Below are 15,957 nucleotides of genomic sequence, written 5' to 3'. Positions count from 1 at the left end.
AGCCCCAACGGAGAGCTGCCATGACCGATTCCCCCGAACGCGACGAGCGCCATCTGGCGCGCATGCTGCGCAAAAAAGCCGTGATCGACGAGCGCATCGCCAATTCGCCGAATGAGTGCGGCTTGCTGCTGGTGCTCACCGGCAACGGCAAAGGCAAGAGCAGCTCGGCCTTCGGCATGCTGGCCCGCGCCATGGGCCATGGCATGCAGTGCGGCGTGGTGCAGTTCATCAAGGGGCGTTTCAGCACCGGCGAAGAGATGTTCTTCCGCCGTTTCCCCGAGCAGGTGCGCTTTCACGTGATGGGCGAAGGCTTCACCTGGGAAACCCAGGACCGCCAGCGCGACATCGCCGCCGCCGAGGCCGCCTGGGCGGTGTCCCGGGCGATGCTGCAAGACCCCTCCATCGGCCTGGTGGTGCTGGACGAACTGAACATCGCCCTCAAGCACGGCTACCTCAACCTCGATCAGGTCCTCAGCGACCTGCAGGCCCGCCCGCCGATGCAACACGTGGTGGTCACCGGCCGTGGCGCCAAGCCCGAGCTGATTGAAATGGGCGATACCGTCACCGAAATGGGCATGCTCAAGCACGCATTCCAGGCCGGTATCAAGGCTCAGAAGGGCGTCGAACTTTGAATCAGCCCCGTCATTGCCCGGCCGTTCTGATCGCCGCACCGGCGTCCGGCCAGGGCAAAACCACTGTGACTGCCGCCCTGGCACGCTTGCACCGCAACCTTGGGCGCAAGGTGCGCGTGTTCAAGTGCGGCCCGGACTTCCTCGACCCGATGATCCACGAGCGCGCCAGTGGTGCGCCGGTGTATCAGTTGGACATGTGGATGGTGGGCGAGCAGGAAAGTCGTCGCCTGTTGTGGGAAGCGGCGGGCGAGGCCGACCTTATTCTGATTGAAGGCGTCATGGGCCTGTTCGACGGCACGCCCTCCAGCGCCGACCTGGCGCGACATTTCGGCGTGCCGGTGCTCGGCGTGATCGACGGCACCGCCATGGCGCAGACTTTCGGCGCACTGGCTCTGGGCCTGGCGCGCTACCAGCCGGATCTACCGTTCGCTGGCGTACTGGCCAACCGGGTCGGTACCCTGCGCCATGCGCAACTGCTCGAAGGCAGCCTCACCGAAGGCCTGCGCTGGTACGGCGCGCTGTCCCGCGAGACCGGTATCGAACTGCCCAGCCGCCACCTGGGCCTGGTGCAGGCCAGTGAACTCAATGACCTCGACGCGCGCCTGGACGCCGCCGCCCAGGCCTTGGGCAGCAGTTGCGAAGTGGCGGTGCCGCCGCCGGTGACCTTTGCCGTGCCTGAAATGATCGAGGCCGAGCCGCTGCTCGCCGGCGTGCGCATTGCCATTGCTCGGGACGAAGCGTTTGCCTTCACCTATGGCGCCAGCCTGGACCTGTTGCGGGCGATGGGCGCCGAGCTGACGTTCTTTTCTCCGCTCCACGATAGCCAGCTGCCTGAGGCCGACAGCCTCTACCTGCCCGGTGGTTACCCGGAGCTGCACCACCAGGCGCTGTCGCACAATACCTCGATGCTCGCGTCCATTCGCGCCCATCACGCGGCGAACAAACCCTTGCTCGCCGAGTGTGGGGGCATGTTGTACCTGCTCGACTCGCTCACCGACGTCGACGGCACCCGCGCCGAACTGGTGGGCCTGTTGCAGGGCGATGCGGTGATGCAGAAAAAACTGGCAGCGCTGGCGCTGCAGAGTGTCGAGCTGCCGGAGGGCACGTTGCGCGGGCATACCTATCACCACTCCTTGACCAGCACCGAGTGGCAGCCGATCGCCCGTGGCCTGAGCCCCAATGGCGGGCGCGGCGCCGAGGCGGTGTATCGGCAGGGACGCATGACCGCTTCCTATGTGCACTTTTACTTTCCGTCGAATCCGGCGGCGGTGGCCGCGCTTTTTGCGCCGGACCTCAAGACAGCGTTCACAGATCAAACGGTGGGAGCGGGCTTGCCCGCGACAGGGCCATGACCGACCACGCATTCCCCCAGGCCGAGCGCGACGCCGTCTACCGCGCCATCGCCGAACGCCGTGACATGCGTCACTTCAGCGGTGGCACGGTCACACCCGAATTACTGCAGCGCCTGCTCCAGGCCGCACACCAGGCCCCCAGTGTCGGCCTGATGCAGCCGTGGCGGTTTATCCGTATCAGCGACCGCTCGTTGCGCGGGCGGATTCAGCAACTGGTGGAAGAGGAGCGCGTGCGCACCGCCCAGGCCCTGGGGGAGTGCTCCGACCAGTTCATGAAGCTCAAGGTCGAAGGCATCCATGACTGTGCTGAAGTGCTGGTGGCGGCGCTGATGGATGACCGTGAGCGGCATATCTTCGGCCGTCGCACCTTGCCGGAAATGGACATGGCCTCGCTGTCCTGCGCGATCCAGAACCTGTGGCTGGCAGCACGGGTGGAAGGGCTGGGCATGGGCTGGGTGTCGCTGTTCGAGCCCCAGGCCCTGGCCGACCTGCTGGGCTTGCCGCCAGGCGCCAAACCCCTGGCCGTGTTGTGCCTGGGCCCGGTCGCCGAGTTTTATCCGGCGCCGATGCTGCAGCTTGAAGGCTGGCGCGAGCCGCAACCCTTGAGTGACATGCTGTATGAAAATGCGTGGGGAGTGAGTCAATGAGTGTGGCCTTGCTGTGCGTCGCTGCGGTGGCGCTGGACGCGCTGCTGGGTGAGCCCCGGCGCTGGCATCCGCTGGTGGCGTTTGGCAATTTCGCCGGGCGTATCGAGCAACGCTTCAACAGCGGTGGACGCGGCTGGCGCAGCCATGGCGTGACCGCCTGGGTGATCACGGTGGTGCCGTTGACCCTGCTGGCCACCGCGTTGTCATGGGCGCCCTACATTGGCTGGGCGCTGGAGGTCCTCGCGTTGTACTGCGCCCTGGGCATGCGCAGCCTGGGCGAACATGTGATGCCCGTGGCCCAGGCCCTGCGCAGTGATGATCTGGTTGAGGCGCGCGCACGGGTGAGCTACCTCGTCAGCCGCGAGACCGCCGAACTGGACGCCACCGACGTCGCCCGCGCCGCCACCGAATCGGTGCTGGAAAACGGCAGCGACGCGGTATTTGCCGCACTGTTCTGGTTTGTGGTTGCCGGCGTGCCGGGCGTGGTGCTCTATCGTCTGAGCAATACGCTGGACGCGATGTGGGGCTACCGCACTGAACGTTTCGAGCGCTTCGGCTGGGCGGCGGCCAGGATTGACGATGTGCTCAACTATATTCCCGCACGGCTGGTGGCCTTGACCTACGCCGTGCTGGGCAAGACCCGCCTGGCGCTCAAGTGCTGGCGCACCCAGGGCCCGACCTGGGACAGCCCCAACGCCGGGCCGGTGATGGCGGCCGGCGCGGGCGCGCTGGGCGTGGCGCTTGGCGGTGCGGCGATTTATCACGGCGAGCTGCACCAGCGTCCACCGCTGGGCGAAGGCCCGCCGGCGGATGCCGATGCCATCGAGCGGGGCTGGCAACTGGTGCAGCGCGGCGTATGGTTGTGGCTGCTGATCCTGTGCGCGGGGGCGCAATTTTATGCTTGAGCACGGCGGACGGCTGCGCAAGGCGGCCATTCAATACGGTATTGCCGAAGATCAGTGGCTCGACCTGTCCAGCGGCCTGGCGCCGTGGCCATGGCCGATCCCCGAGATCCCGCTGCGGGCCTGGGCGCGCCTGCCGGAAACCGACGATGGCCTGGAGTTGGCCGCCAGCGAGTATTACGGCGCGGCGCATGTGTTGCCGGTGGCCGGTTCCCAGATGGCCATCCAGCTACTGCCGCGCCTGCGTCGCTCCGGCAAGGTCGGCGTCTTGTCGCCGTGTTATGCCGAACACGCCGAGGCCTGGCGTCGTGCCGGGTATGTGGTGCGCGAAGTGCAGGAGCAGGAAGTCGACTTCTTTATCGACAGCCTCGATGTGCTGGTGGTGGTCAACCCGAACAACCCCACCGGGTTGAGCCTGAGCCCGCAACGCCTGCTCGATTGGCACGCCCGCCTGGCGCAGCGCGGTGGCTGGCTGGTGGTGGACGAAGCGTTCATGGACGTCACCCCGCACCTGAGCCTGGCGGGCCATGCCCATCAGGTCGGGTTGATCGTGCTGCGTTCATTCGGCAAGTTCTTCGGCCTGGCCGGTGTGCGGCTGGGCTTTGTCCTGGCCGAGCGCCGGTTGCTCAAGTTGCTCGCCGAGCAGGTCGGTCCCTGGGCCGTCAGCGGGCCGACGCGCGTGCTGGGTCAGGCATGTCTGCGTGACAGCGACGGGCATACGCGCCAGCGTGCGCGGTGTGTCGAAGCCGCTCAGCGTTTGTTTGCCCTGCTCGAGCGCCACGGCTTTCAACCTCAGGGCGGCTGCGCTCTGTTCCAATGGTTGATCACCACGCACGCCGAACGGCTGCACGAATTCATGGCCCAGCGCGGCATCCTGCTGCGCCTGTTTGCCCACAACAGCAGCCTGCGCTTCGGCCTGCCAGACACCGAGGTCGACTGGCTGCGCCTCGATACGGCACTGGCCGCTTACCGGGAGACTGCATGAGTACGCTGATGGTGCAGGGCACCACCTCCGATGCCGGCAAAAGTACCCTGGTGACCGCGCTGTGCCGCTGGCTGGTGCGCCAGGGTGTGGCGGTGGCGCCGTTCAAGCCGCAGAACATGGCTCTCAACAGCGCCGTGACCGCCGAAGGCGGCGAGATCGGCCGTGCCCAGGCCGTGCAGGCCCAGGCCGCGCGCCTGGCGCCCCACACCGACATGAACCCGGTGTTGCTCAAACCCAACAGCGATACCGGCTCCCAGGTCATCATCCATGGCCGCGCCGTCACCAGCATGAACGCGGTGGCCTATCACGATTACAAAGCCATCGCGATGCAGGCGGTGCTGGCCTCCCACGCGCGCCTGAGCGCAGCCTACCCGGTGGTGATGGTGGAAGGCGCTGGTTCGCCGGCAGAGATCAACCTGCGCGCCAACGACATCGCCAACATGGGCTTTGCCGAGGCGGTGGATTGCCCGGTGCTGCTGATCGCCGATATCAACCGTGGCGGCGTGTTCGCCCACCTGGTGGGCACCCTGGAATTGCTCTCGCCCAGCGAACAGGCGCGGGTCAGGGGCTTCATCATCAACCGCTTTCGCGGCGACATCGCGCTGCTGCAACCGGGGCTGGATTGGCTGCAGACGCGCACCGGCAAGCCGGTGGTGGGCGTGTTGCCCTATGTGATGGACCTGCACCTGGAAGCCGAGGACGGCATCGACCGGCGCCAGATCGACAAGGCTGCGCAGGTGCTCAAAGTGGTGGTGCCGGTGTTGCCGCGCATCAGCAACCATACGGATTTCGACCCGTTGCGCCTGCATCCCCAGGTGGATCTGCAGTTCGTGGGGCCGGGCCAGCCGATCCCGGCCGCCGACCTGATCATCCTGCCGGGCTCGAAAAGTGTGCGCAATGATTTGGCGTACCTGCGCGCCAATGGCTGGGACAGCGCCGTGGCGCGGCACTTGCGCTATGGCGGCAAGGTGCTGGGGATTTGCGGTGGTTTGCAGATGCTGGGCGAGCAGGTGCATGACCCGCTTGGGCTGGAAGGGGCGGCGGGGTCCAGTGATGGGCTGGGGTTGTTGGGGTTCACCACCACGCTTGAAGAAGAAAAGCAGTTGCGCAATGTGCGTGGGCGCCTGTTGTTGGAGGACGCTGAGGTCAGTGGCTATGAGATTCATGCGGGGGTGACGTCGGGCGACGGGCTGTCGCGTGCTGCGGTGCTGCTGGATGATGGGCGCAGTGATGGCGCGCTCAGTGCTGACGGGCAAATTCTTGGCACCTACTTGCACGGATTGTTCGAAACTCCCGCCGCGTGCAGCGCCTTGCTGCGTTGGGCCGGGTTGCTGGATGTGCAGGAGGTGGATTACCACGCGTTACGTGAGCGCGATATCGAGCGGTTGGCGGATTTGGTCGAGAACCATCTGGACACCGAGTTGTTACGCAAACTGTGTGGAATCTGACGGTGTACATACGGCCTCTCTGTGGCAGCGGGCTTGACCGCGATGGCGGCCTGACAGTCGGTCACTATTCAACTGAAGCGCCGCGTTCCAAATGTGGGAGGAGGCTTGCTCCCGATGGCGGTTTTTCAGTGTACATATCCGTTGCTGCGGTAACGGCTGCTTATGGTTCCGCTCTTACAGCGGGTCACTTTTGGAAGAGCCCAAAAGTAACCAAAAGGCTCTCGCCCCACCACTCGGCACCTCGCTTAGGCTCGGTGTGCCCGAACACAGGCTTGAATCCGTGGGCCGCCACGATGGGCCATCCATGGCCCAGCGCGGCTAACCCGGCGTCCTGCCGGGTTGCCCACGGATTCAAACCTGCGTTCGGCCAGCGTGGTTTTACGGGGCGCCTGAGATCAAAAGCAAAATCAAAAGCCAGCTCAAAAGCTGATGTGCTTTTCTGTGGCTGCCGGCTTGACCGCGATGGCGGCCTGACAGCCGGTCACTATTCAACTGAAGCGCCGCGTTCCAAATGTGGGAGGGGGCTTGCTCCCGATGGCGGTTTTTCAGTGTACATATCCGTTGCTGCGGTAACGGCTGCTTATGGTTCCGCTCTTACAGCGGGTCACTTTTGGAAGAGCCCAAAAGTAACCAAAAGGCTCTCGCCCCACCACTCGGCACCTCGCTTAGGCTCGGTGTGCCCGAACACAGGCTTGAATCCGGGGGCCGCCACGATGGGCCATCCATGGCCCAGCGCGGCTAACCCGGCGTCCTGCCGGGTTGCCCACGGATTCAAACCTGCGTTCGGCCAGCGTGGTTTTACGGGGCGCCTGAGATCAAAAGCAAAATCAAAAGCCAGCTCAAAAGCTGATGTGCTTTTCTGTGGGCGCGGGCTTGCCCGCGATGGCGGCCTGACAGCCAGACAATTTCAGCCAACCGAAGGTGCCATCCATGCTTGAACTGATTCTCGGTGGCGCCCGCTCCGGCAAAAGCCGTCTTGCCGAAAAGCTTGCCAGCGACAGTGGCTTGCCGGTCATTTACATCGCCACCAGCCAGCCGCTGGACGGTGAAATGAATGAGCGGGTTGCCTTGCATCGCCAGCGTCGACCCAAGCATTGGGGTTTGATCGAAGAGCCCATTGAGCTGGCGCGTGTCCTGCGCGATAACGCGGCAGTGGATCGCTGCCTGCTGGTGGACTGCCTGACCCTATGGCTGACCAACCTGTTGATGCTCGAGGACGCAGGGCGCCTGGCGTTCGAGCGCGAACAACTGCTGGACACCCTGGCCTCGCTGCCGGGGCAGATCATTTTTGTCAGCAACGAGACCGGTCTGGGTGTCGTGCCGCTGGGCGAATTGACTCGCCGCTATGTGGATGAAGCCGGTTGGCTGCATCAAGCCCTGGCCGAGCGTTGTCAGCGTGTTGTCCTGACCGTCGCCGGCCTGCCCCTGACTTTGAAAGGTACTGCGTTATGAGTGACACCTGGTGGCTCAACCCATGTAAGGCGATTGACGCCTCGGCGTACGAACAAGCCCTGGCACGCCAGCAGCAATTGACCAAGCCGGCCGGTTCCCTTGGCCAGCTGGAAGCGCTGGCGGTGCAATTGGCGGGGTTGCAGGGACGGGTCAAACCGTCGGTCGATCGGCTGTGGATCGCGATCTTCGCCGGGGATCATGGCGTGGTCGCCGAAGGTGTATCGGCTTTTCCCCAGGAAGTGACCGGGCAGATGCTGCATAACTTTGTCAGCGGCGGCGCGGCCATCAGTGTGTTGGCGCGCCAGTTGCATGCACAGCTGGAAGTGGTCGACCTCGGCACCGTCACGCCCGCGTTGAAACTGCCCGGCGTGCGTCATTTGAATCTCGGCGCAGGCACGGCGAATTTCGTTAGTGGCCCGGCGATGACTGCCGTCCAGGGCAGGCAAGCGTTGCAAGCTGGCCGCGACAGCGTGCTGCGCGCCTTGGAGAGCGGCGCGCAATTGTTTATCGGCGGCGAGATGGGCATCGGCAACACCACCGCCGCCAGTGCGTTGGCGTGTGCCTTGCTCGATTGCCCGGTGACAGACCTGACCGGCCCGGGCACGGGGCTCAATGCCCAGGGTGTCAGCCACAAAGTGGCCGTTATCGAGCGCGCGCTGGCGCTGCACGCCGGGCAACGCGGTGATGCGCTGCAGACGCTGTTCAACCTTGGCGGGTTTGAGATCGCGGCGCTGGTCGGCGCATATCTGGCCTGTGCCCAGGAGGGCGTCGCGGTGCTGGTGGACGGGTTTATCTGCACCGTCGCGGCGCTGGTTGCCACGCATCTGACCCCGGCGTGCCGCGACTGGCTGCTGTTTGGCCATCGTGGCGCCGAGCCAGGGCATCGCCACGTGCTGCAAAGCCTCGACGCCCAGCCATTGCTGGACCTTGGCCTGCGCCTGGGCGAAGGCAGTGGCGCGGCAACGGCGGTGCCGCTGTTGCGCCTGGCCTGCGCGCTGCACGGGCAGATGGCGACCTTCGCCGAAGCGGCCGTGGCGGACCGTCCTGCATGACCTTGCACCTGGACTTGCTGCGTCACGGTGAAACCGAATTGGGCGGCGGCCTGCGCGGCAGTCTGGATGACGCGCTCACCGCCAACGGCTGGGCGCAGATGCGCGCCGCCGTGGTCGAGCAGGGGCCCTGGGACCGCGTAATCAGTTCGCCGCTGCAACGGTGTGCGCGTTTTGCCGAGGAGTTGGGTGCACGCCTCGACCTGCCGGTGAGCCTGGAAAAAGACCTGCAGGAGCTGCACTTCGGTGCCTGGGAGGGGCAGAGCGCGGCGGCACTGATGCAAACCGATGCCGAAGGCCTGGGCCTGTTCTGGGCCGATCCGTATAACTTCACCCCACCCGAGGGAGAGCCGGTCAGCGATTTTTCCGACCGCGTACTTGGCGCCATCTCACGCCTGCACCAGGCCTATGCCGGTGAGCGTGTGCTGTTGATTAGCCACGGCGGGGTGATGCGTTTACTGCTGGCCCGCGCGCGCGGCCTGCCCCGCGAGCAGTTGCTGAACGTCGAAGTCGGCCACGGCGGGCTGTTCAGCCTGCGGGTCGGCGCAGACGGTGTATTGAAGGAAGACATCTGATCATGTTGCCGTTCTGGATCGCCCTGCAATTTCTGAGCAGCCTGCCGATTCGCTTGCCGGGCATGCCGCAACCCCAGGAGCTGGGGCGGTCGTTGCTGTTTTATCCACTGGTGGGTTTGCTGTTCGGGTTGCTGCTGTGGGGCTTGAACAGTCTGTTGATGGGCGCACCGCTGTTGCTGCACGCCGCGCTGCTGTTGACTGCGTGGGTATTGCTCAGTGGCGGCCTGCACCTGGACGGCCTGGCAGACAGTGCGGATGCCTGGCTCGGTGGCTTCGGCGACCGCGAGCGTACGCTCAGCATTATGAAAGACCCGCGCAGCGGGCCGATTGCCGTGGTAACCCTGGGCCTGGTGTTGCTGCTCAAGTTCGCGGCGTTGGTCGCCCTGATCGAGCAGCACAACGGTGCGGCCTTGATCCTGGCGCCGCTGATCGGACGCGCCTCGATGCTGGCGCTGTTTCTCACCACGCGCTATGTGCGGGCAGGGGGTTTGGGCCAGGCCTTGTCAGATCATTTACCGCGCGTGGTGGGCCAGCAGGTGCTGATCCTCAGCGGTTTGGCCTGCCTGCTGATCGGTGGTTTCAGTGGCGGCATCGCCGTGCTGCTCGCAGCGCCGTGCTTTATCGGCCTGCGCCGGCTGATGGTCAAGCGGCTCGGCGGCACCACCGGCGATACGGCCGGCGCCATGCTGGAACTGCTGGAAGTGGCGGTGCTGGTCGGGCTGGCTTTGTAACACTTTCTTGCATTTGCTCAATCGCGGGTATATACACGCTCCATGCTTGCCTCCCAATGTTTATGTATCAACCTGCGTCGCGCCGCTCGTGGCGTCAGCAGGCACTACGACGGCGCCCTCGACGGCTTCGGGATCAACGTTGCCCAGTATTCACTGCTGTGCAACCTGCAGCGGCTGGATCAGCCGAGCATTTCCAGCCTGGCCGATGCCATGGGTCTGGATCGCAGCACCCTGGGGCGCAATCTGCGGGTGCTGGAATGCGAAGGCCTGGTGCAGTTGGTCGAGGGTAGCGACCTGCGAAACCGTCTGGTGATGTTGACCGAAGCCGGTGCACAAAGGCTGGCTGCCGCGTTGCCGGCCTGGGAAGCGGCACAGCAGAAACTGATTGACCGACTGGGCGCCGACAAGCGCGAAACCCTGTTGGCCTTGCTGGACGAACTCGCCTGAGGGCGGGTTCGTTCGATGACAAGCGGGTATATACCCGCGAGCGGAGAATAAGAAATGACCTCGATGTGGCGCACCAGTGGCTGGGTTCTTGTGGGGAGTGCGCTGATCCTGGCGTTGTCTTTGGGCGTGCGTCATGGCTTTGGTCTGTTTTTGTCGCCGATGAGCGCCGAATTCGGCTGGGGTCGTGAAACCTTTGCCTTCGCCATAGCCCTGCAAAACCTGATCTGGGGTCTGGCACAGCCGTTCACCGGGGCCCTGGCTGACCGTTTCGGAGCGACCAAAACCGTGTTTGTCGGCGGCGTTCTTTACGCCGTGGGCCTGGTGTTGATGGGCTTGTCCGATTCGGCGTGGTCGCTGTCGTTGAGCGCGGGTCTGTTGATCGGCATCGGTCTGTCCGGCACTTCGTTTTCTGTGATCCTCGGTGTGGTCGGGCGTGCGGTGGCCCCGGAAAAACGCAGCATGGCCATGGGCATTGCCAGCGCCGCCGGGTCTTTTGGCCAATTCGCCATGGTGCCGGGCACGCTGGGTCTGATCAGTTGGCTGGGGTGGTCGGCCGCGTTGTTGGCACTGGGCTTGATGGTGGCGCTGATTCTGCCGCTGGTCAGCATGCTCAAGGACAGGCCGCTGCCGGTACTGGCAGGCCAGCAGACCCTGCGTGAAGCGTTGCGGGAAGCCTGTTCCCACTCCGGTTTCTGGTTGCTGGCCTTTGGCTTCTTTGTCTGCGGTTTTCAAGTGGTCTTCATCGGCGTGCATTTGCCCGCTTATCTTGTGGACCAGCATCTGCCGGCCACGGTCGGCACCACCGTGCTGGCGTTGATCGGCCTGTTCAATATCTTCGGCACCTACACCGCCGGTTGGCTCGGCGGGCGCATGTCCAAGCCGCGCCTGCTCACGGGGTTGTATCTGTTGCGTGCGGTGGTGATCGCGCTGTTCCTGTGGGCGCCGGTGACCCAGGTCAGCGCGTACCTGTTCGGCATGGCCATGGGGTTCCTGTGGCTGTCCACCGTGCCGCTGACCAATGGCACGGTCGCGACGCTGTTCGGTGTGCGAAACCTCTCCATGCTCGGTGGGATCGTGTTCCTGTTTCACCAGCTCGGCTCGTTCCTCGGCGGCTGGTTGGGCGGGGTGGTCTATGATCATACCGGCAACTACGATTTGATCTGGCAGGTGGCAATTGTGCTGAGCCTGATCGCTGCAGGCCTGAACTGGCCGGTGCGCGAGCGGCCGGTGGCCAGGCTGCAGGCGCAGATGGAGGCAGCATGAGCGGGACAGCAAGGTCGTTGGTGATCGTCGCAGGCATCGTCCTGTTGCTGATGGCCTGGTGGGGCTGGCAACGTGGAGGACTGGCGTTGATGCAACTGGGTATGTCGATCTGTTAAGTTCGGGCTCTGAATTTTTTATAGGACATTTCCACATGCACATGCGCTGGCTTGCAGTTCCCGTGTTGATGGCGGCTTTTGGCGGGGCGGCGATGGCTGCCGAGTGTCCGCCGTTGCTCGAAGGGCAACTGCCCAAGTTGCGTGCGAAAGAATCCATCGATCTGTGCCAGCGTTTTGCCGGTAAACCGCTGGTGATCGTCAATACCGCGAGCTTCTGCGGGTTCGCGCCGCAATTCAAAGGTCTCGAAGCCTTGTACCAACGCTACAAGGGTCAGGGATTGGAAGTGATCGGCGTGCCGTCCGACGACTTCAAGCAGGAAGCCAAGACCGGCGAGGAGACCGCCAAGGTCTGCTATGTGAATTACGGCGTCACGTTCACCATGACCGAGCCGCAGCCGGTCAGGGGCGCAGACGCGGTGCACCTGTTCAAGGTGCTGGCGCAGCAAAGCAACGCGCCCAAATGGAATTTCTACAAGTATGTGGTGGACCGCCAGGGCAACGTCATCGCCGACTTTTCCAGCCTCACCAAGCCCGACAGCCCGGAGCTGATAGACGCGGTGGAAAAGGCAATCGCCTCCAAACCCTGATCGGCGCCCATTGAAAAGCCCCGCCTCCCTTGCAGGAGAGCGGGGCTTTTTTATACCGCCGTGAATCAGAAGCGGTAGGTCATGCCCAGGCCGAAACCATTGGCACTGTTTTCATACTTGGCGTTGTAGCTGGCCAATTGGTTGGAGCGTGCAACCTTGACGTCCTCTTCCTTCAGGTAGGAGTAGGCCACGTCGACGGTCATGTTCGGCATCACTTCGTAGCCCAGGCCCAGGCTGAAGATGGTGCGGTCGCCGGTCGGGATGCGCGGCGAGCGATCCGTGTTGTTGGTCGGCGATTGGTCGAACGTCAGGCCGGTACGCAATACCACCTGTTTGGTCAGCTGGTACGAAGTACCCAGGGCGTAGGCCCAGGTATCGTGCCAGTTCTGGTCTTCCTTGATGGTGCTCACCAGGGCTGGTGCCAGTGCACCGCCGGTAGCGCCGCTCACACCTTTGTTTTCGACGGTGATGTCTTTCAGACGGCTCCAACGGGTCCAGGTCGCGCCCGCGTAGAGTTTCCACGCGTCGGTCAGGTCCTGGGTGACCGACAGGTCGTAGGACTCAGGGGTGTCGATCTTCAGCGACGCATCGTAGCGATTGCTGCGCAGGAACGGCGAGGTCGCAGTCGGTGCGGTGACTTCGGTATGGCCATCGAGCTTGTAGCTGACCTTGGAGTGATAGGTCAGGCCGACACGGGTGGTGTCGGTGGCTTGAACCAGCACGCCGACGTTGAAGCCCAGTGCGGTGTCGTCACCCTTGATCTTGATATTGGTGTCCGGCGCGGCAGGGTTCAGCGTCAGGTCCGATTCCAGGGTGCCGGCGATGCGGTTGATGGTCGGGCCAAAACCTACGGAAACGCGATCATTGAAGGCGTAGCTGACGGTAGGCTGCAAGGTGATGACTTTTACTTCGCTTTTGCTGCCAAAGCCACGGCCCTGGAAGCCGCTTTCGTAATCGGTCACCAGACCGAACGGTGCATAGACGCCGAAGCCGACCGCCCATTGATCGTTGAGTTTATTGGTGTAGAAACCGAAAGGAACGCCAGTGAAAGGCACCATATCGCCTTTGTTGCTGCCGCGCGAGCGGCCACTCACGTCGCTGATGTCGGTGGAGGCGTCGATGGCTGCAGCGCCACCCGTGACCTGCTGGCCTTGCAGGCGTGCCATACCGGCAGGGTTGCCGTAGACAGTGCTTGCATCATCGGCAGAAGAGGAACGACCGGCGAAACCCGTACCCATCCCGCTGACGCTCTGTTCGTTCAGCGCGAAACCGCTTGCGAACAGTTGGGAGGAGGCCATGGCAACGGCGAAGCTAAGTGTGGTCTTGAGCATTACTTTTTTCATTATTAGAACTCCGTGGTGATCACCGTTGCGGAAAGTATCAATAAATTTAACATCGCGCTATAGGCTGTAATGCAGGAGATAGAGGGGTTTTGTAGGACAATCCGACCATAATTCCCGTTATTTGACGAATCTTGCAAATTCCCCGGTCGATGGGGGCTCATGATTCATTGGCGAAACACCGGTTTACCGGGCTTTGCTCAACATGCGTAATCCATTTTGAGCATGAAATATTTATTTTCAGATACGTGTCACCCGTCGATGAGCTTCACTCACGCTTCAATCTGCGGGGATGGTCGACGAAGCCTGAGCGGGGAGGGCTTGGCAGCAATGAATCGAAGCCCAGGCTCGCCGAAAGCGGATCATTCCGCTCGAGTTGAAGTGTAGTGTGATATTCGTGATGTAAAAGGCTGTTTTTAAAACATCTTCTTCATTCAGTTATAACGGTTATATCTATTCGAACTGAGGTGGAAATCGCTGAGTACAAATCGCGGGCAATAAAAAACCCTGTTTTTCAGACAGGGTTTTTGCGTTTCAGCGACTCGGGTCGATCAGGCAACCAGTGCCTGACGGGTACGCTCGATCACGGCCTGCAGCGGTTCTGCGCTGGAGTATTGATCGGGGTACAGGCGTTCGCTGTGACGCGCGATGCCGTGTTCGTTGACCAGGGTGAAGCTGAAGCAGCCTTTGCGAGCGGCCATGATCAGGCAGTTCATTGGGGCAAAAGCGTTGGTGAGGGTGCGGATGGCATCCTGAGTGTGGATTTGAGCGTTCATATTATGGGTGTTCCTACAAATGACACGGTTTAAGAACCGTGCAACGTTAAAACGTTCCAGTAACGTTGATCACCATTGATCAAACGAAGAACCTGACTGGAACAAAGCCGCCAGTTTGAAGCGCTGATAATTAGGCGCGCTTGGGCTGGCAGGTAGGTACTTAGGAGGGCAGGCAACACAACAAGGGCAAAGGTTCTGGGCCCGGGGTGAAGATCCTGATCAATCTGCAGGTTGGTTCGGTCAGAGTATTGAGACTTCGCGACACCCTTTGCTTGTTCAAAGGCTGTGTCGTCGCAAGCGATACCTGGAAACCATCGAGGTGGTCGATCCCGCGTTGTTCAGGGGATTTGTTCGACCAGAATTGACTTTCAGCTTGGTACTAACGCCGCGGATAGTAATGGATCGAAACACGAAAGGAAAGCGCGTTGGCAAAAAACTTCATTCAGCCGCCAAGCAGTCCGCGATACACCAGCACCGTGATCGCCGCCGCCAGCGAGCAGCCCAGTGCGTAGGTGGCCAGGGTCAGTCGCAGTGACTGGCCTGTTTCGACCACCTTCATCACATCCCCCATGTCGTTGATCCGGCCTTCACCCAGTTCGATGCACAGGCTCACTGCCGTGAACGCTGCGGACACCAGAATGGCGATGGCGAACAGTGCGCCGTCGGGGGAGGGTAGCGCCGCATTGATGCCCAGGGACGTCGCGCAGATGGCCAATAACAACAGGGCGAATAACAGCATTCCTTTCATGTATCCGTATACCGATGCGCTGCCAGGTGGGGCAGTGTGGCGACCGGAACGGCATTTGAAAAGTCCCGCTTTTTCACCTGCGGTAACATTTGCGCAGGTTGACGAATCAGAAGACCACGCTCATATAGCCGGAAGATTGCAACTTGTGCACATTGGTTGCAGCTTGTGTCGTGCTGCCAGCACTTGCACTCCGGGGCCGCCATTTGCCTGCAATGAAAATTTAAGTCAATGAAAAACATCGCTTTTTTTTATTGGTGAAAAAATCGTCAGTTTGACTGCAGCCCCCGTTCCATGGGGCTTTGCGCAAGTTAAAGCACGGTTGTCCACTGAGTTATCCACAGCTTCTGTGGATTGTCCCAGGCGCTTGCTCTAGCTCGGGCGTGCAGGTTTATTTCAGCTTTACCTGAACGAAAAAAAGAGTAGAGTGGCGCGCCTTCCGATCTGTCCCACAGTGCTTTATGAAGTTTCGCTCAGTATCATCTTCTGTTACCGATACCTCCCAGACTGTTACCGCACCCAGGCGCTTCTCCCTGAAGGTCGCCTTGTGGCTACTCGACAGTCCGCGCCTGGGGCATCACACCAACGTCAAGCACTTCGCCGGGCGCTTGCTCAAGCAGCCGGCCCGCGAAGGGGTGGTGGCCGCGCAGAGTCGCCTGGGCCAGCTCATGTGCCGGGAATGCGGGAATGCCCGCGACCGTCGCATCGGCCACGACCTGCTGCGCCTGGCCGCCCGCGCCGGCGATCGCCGTGCCCTGCGCGAATTGGGCCAGGTCGAAGACTGAGCTGTCCTCCTGCCCTGCGCTTGGTTAACCTTGGTCTTTTTCGGTGACGGCAAACATGGTTATGGCTTTTGACTGGACCAGCCTCGCGCTGGGCCTCGCGGGCGCTGCGGTGCCGTTATTGGCGC

The 15,957-nt window shown here is 62.4% G+C and carries 17 protein-coding genes; 14 read left to right on the top strand and 3 right to left on the bottom strand.

Annotation, left to right across the window (positions count from 1 at the left end):
• Positions 1–20 precede the first annotated feature (20 nt).
• From cobO to VRB54_RS16750, 13 genes are all read left to right on the top strand, one after another.
• Positions 21–632, top strand: a complete 612-nt coding sequence (cobO, locus tag VRB54_RS16810; RefSeq protein ID WP_015372612.1) for a cob(I)yrinic acid a,c-diamide adenosyltransferase — start codon at positions 21–23, stop codon at positions 630–632.
• Positions 629–1,984, top strand: a complete 1,356-nt coding sequence (locus VRB54_RS16805) for a cobyrinate a,c-diamide synthase (RefSeq protein WP_338478068.1) — start codon at positions 629–631, stop codon at positions 1,982–1,984. Before cobO ends, VRB54_RS16805 begins: the two co-directional genes overlap by 4 nt.
• Positions 1,981–2,631, top strand: coding sequence for a 5,6-dimethylbenzimidazole synthase (gene bluB, locus VRB54_RS16800; RefSeq protein WP_338478067.1), 651 nt, complete (start codon positions 1,981–1,983; stop codon positions 2,629–2,631). The genes VRB54_RS16805 and bluB overlap by 4 nt, the downstream gene beginning before the upstream one ends.
• Positions 2,628–3,536 (top strand): adenosylcobinamide-phosphate synthase CbiB, encoded by a 909-nt coding sequence (gene cbiB / locus VRB54_RS16795; RefSeq protein WP_338478066.1) that lies wholly within the window; start codon positions 2,628–2,630, stop codon positions 3,534–3,536. The genes bluB and cbiB overlap by 4 nt, the downstream gene beginning before the upstream one ends.
• Positions 3,529–4,518: a threonine-phosphate decarboxylase CobD gene (gene cobD / locus VRB54_RS16790; RefSeq protein ID WP_338478065.1), complete on the top strand. Its 990-nt coding sequence runs from the start codon at positions 3,529–3,531 to the stop codon at positions 4,516–4,518. Before cbiB ends, cobD begins: the two co-directional genes overlap by 8 nt.
• Positions 4,515–5,966, top strand: a complete 1,452-nt coding sequence (locus VRB54_RS16785) for a cobyric acid synthase (RefSeq protein WP_338478064.1) — start codon at positions 4,515–4,517, stop codon at positions 5,964–5,966. The genes cobD and VRB54_RS16785 overlap by 4 nt, the downstream gene beginning before the upstream one ends.
• Before the next feature lie 930 nt (positions 5,967–6,896).
• Positions 6,897–7,418, top strand: coding sequence for a bifunctional adenosylcobinamide kinase/adenosylcobinamide-phosphate guanylyltransferase (gene cobU / locus VRB54_RS16780; RefSeq protein ID WP_338478063.1), 522 nt, complete (start codon positions 6,897–6,899; stop codon positions 7,416–7,418).
• Entirely contained in the window at positions 7,415–8,470 is a 1,056-nt protein-coding gene (cobT, locus tag VRB54_RS16775; protein WP_338478062.1) for a nicotinate-nucleotide--dimethylbenzimidazole phosphoribosyltransferase, read from the top strand. Before cobU ends, cobT begins: the two co-directional genes overlap by 4 nt.
• Positions 8,467–9,042, top strand: a complete 576-nt coding sequence (gene cobC / locus VRB54_RS16770) for an alpha-ribazole phosphatase family protein (RefSeq protein WP_338478061.1) — start codon at positions 8,467–8,469, stop codon at positions 9,040–9,042. Before cobT ends, cobC begins: the two co-directional genes overlap by 4 nt.
• Before the next feature lie 2 nt (positions 9,043–9,044).
• The gene (locus VRB54_RS16765; protein WP_338478060.1) at positions 9,045–9,773 is read left to right on the top strand and encodes an adenosylcobinamide-GDP ribazoletransferase; all 729 of its coding nucleotides are present in this window, start codon (positions 9,045–9,047) and stop codon (positions 9,771–9,773) included.
• 42 nt (positions 9,774–9,815) lie between these two features.
• The gene (locus VRB54_RS16760; protein ID WP_338478059.1) at positions 9,816–10,220 is read left to right on the top strand and encodes a MarR family winged helix-turn-helix transcriptional regulator; all 405 of its coding nucleotides are present in this window, start codon (positions 9,816–9,818) and stop codon (positions 10,218–10,220) included.
• Positions 10,221–10,274: 54 nt separating this feature from the next.
• Complete coding sequence (locus VRB54_RS16755; protein ID WP_057010348.1) at positions 10,275–11,483, top strand: MFS transporter; 1,209 nt, start codon at positions 10,275–10,277, stop codon at positions 11,481–11,483.
• A 151-nt stretch (positions 11,484–11,634) separates the two neighbouring features.
• Positions 11,635–12,186 (top strand): glutathione peroxidase, encoded by a 552-nt coding sequence (locus VRB54_RS16750; protein WP_338478058.1) that lies wholly within the window; start codon positions 11,635–11,637, stop codon positions 12,184–12,186.
• A 65-nt stretch (positions 12,187–12,251) separates the two neighbouring features.
• Here VRB54_RS16750 and VRB54_RS16745 read toward each other — a convergent pair whose 3' ends face one another.
• From VRB54_RS16745 to VRB54_RS16735, 3 genes are all read right to left on the bottom strand, one after another.
• The gene (locus VRB54_RS16745) at positions 12,252–13,529 is read right to left on the bottom strand and encodes an OmpP1/FadL family transporter (protein WP_057010350.1); all 1,278 of its coding nucleotides are present in this window, start codon (positions 13,527–13,529) and stop codon (positions 12,252–12,254) included.
• A gap of 548 nt (positions 13,530–14,077) precedes the next feature.
• Positions 14,078–14,302: a hypothetical protein gene (locus VRB54_RS16740; protein WP_003175353.1), complete on the bottom strand. Its 225-nt coding sequence runs from the start codon at positions 14,300–14,302 to the stop codon at positions 14,078–14,080.
• A gap of 442 nt (positions 14,303–14,744) precedes the next feature.
• Positions 14,745–15,050, bottom strand: a complete 306-nt coding sequence (locus tag VRB54_RS16735; protein WP_338478057.1) for a hypothetical protein — start codon at positions 15,048–15,050, stop codon at positions 14,745–14,747.
• Positions 15,051–15,508: 458 nt separating this feature from the next.
• On the opposite strand from VRB54_RS16735, the gene VRB54_RS16730 reads away from it, so the two are divergent.
• Positions 15,509–15,832 carry a sel1 repeat family protein gene (locus VRB54_RS16730; protein ID WP_338478056.1) on the top strand — a complete coding sequence of 108 codons (324 nt, stop codon included), beginning with the start codon at positions 15,509–15,511 and terminating at the stop codon, positions 15,830–15,832.
• Positions 15,833–15,957: the final 125 nt, after the last annotated feature.

The sequence above is a fragment of the Pseudomonas trivialis genome, from assembly GCF_036864995.1.
Lineage (GTDB): Bacteria > Pseudomonadota > Gammaproteobacteria > Pseudomonadales > Pseudomonadaceae > Aquipseudomonas > Aquipseudomonas trivialis.
Note: the sequence above shows the minus strand (reverse complement) of the source record. Positions and strands in the feature narration are given on the sequence as shown.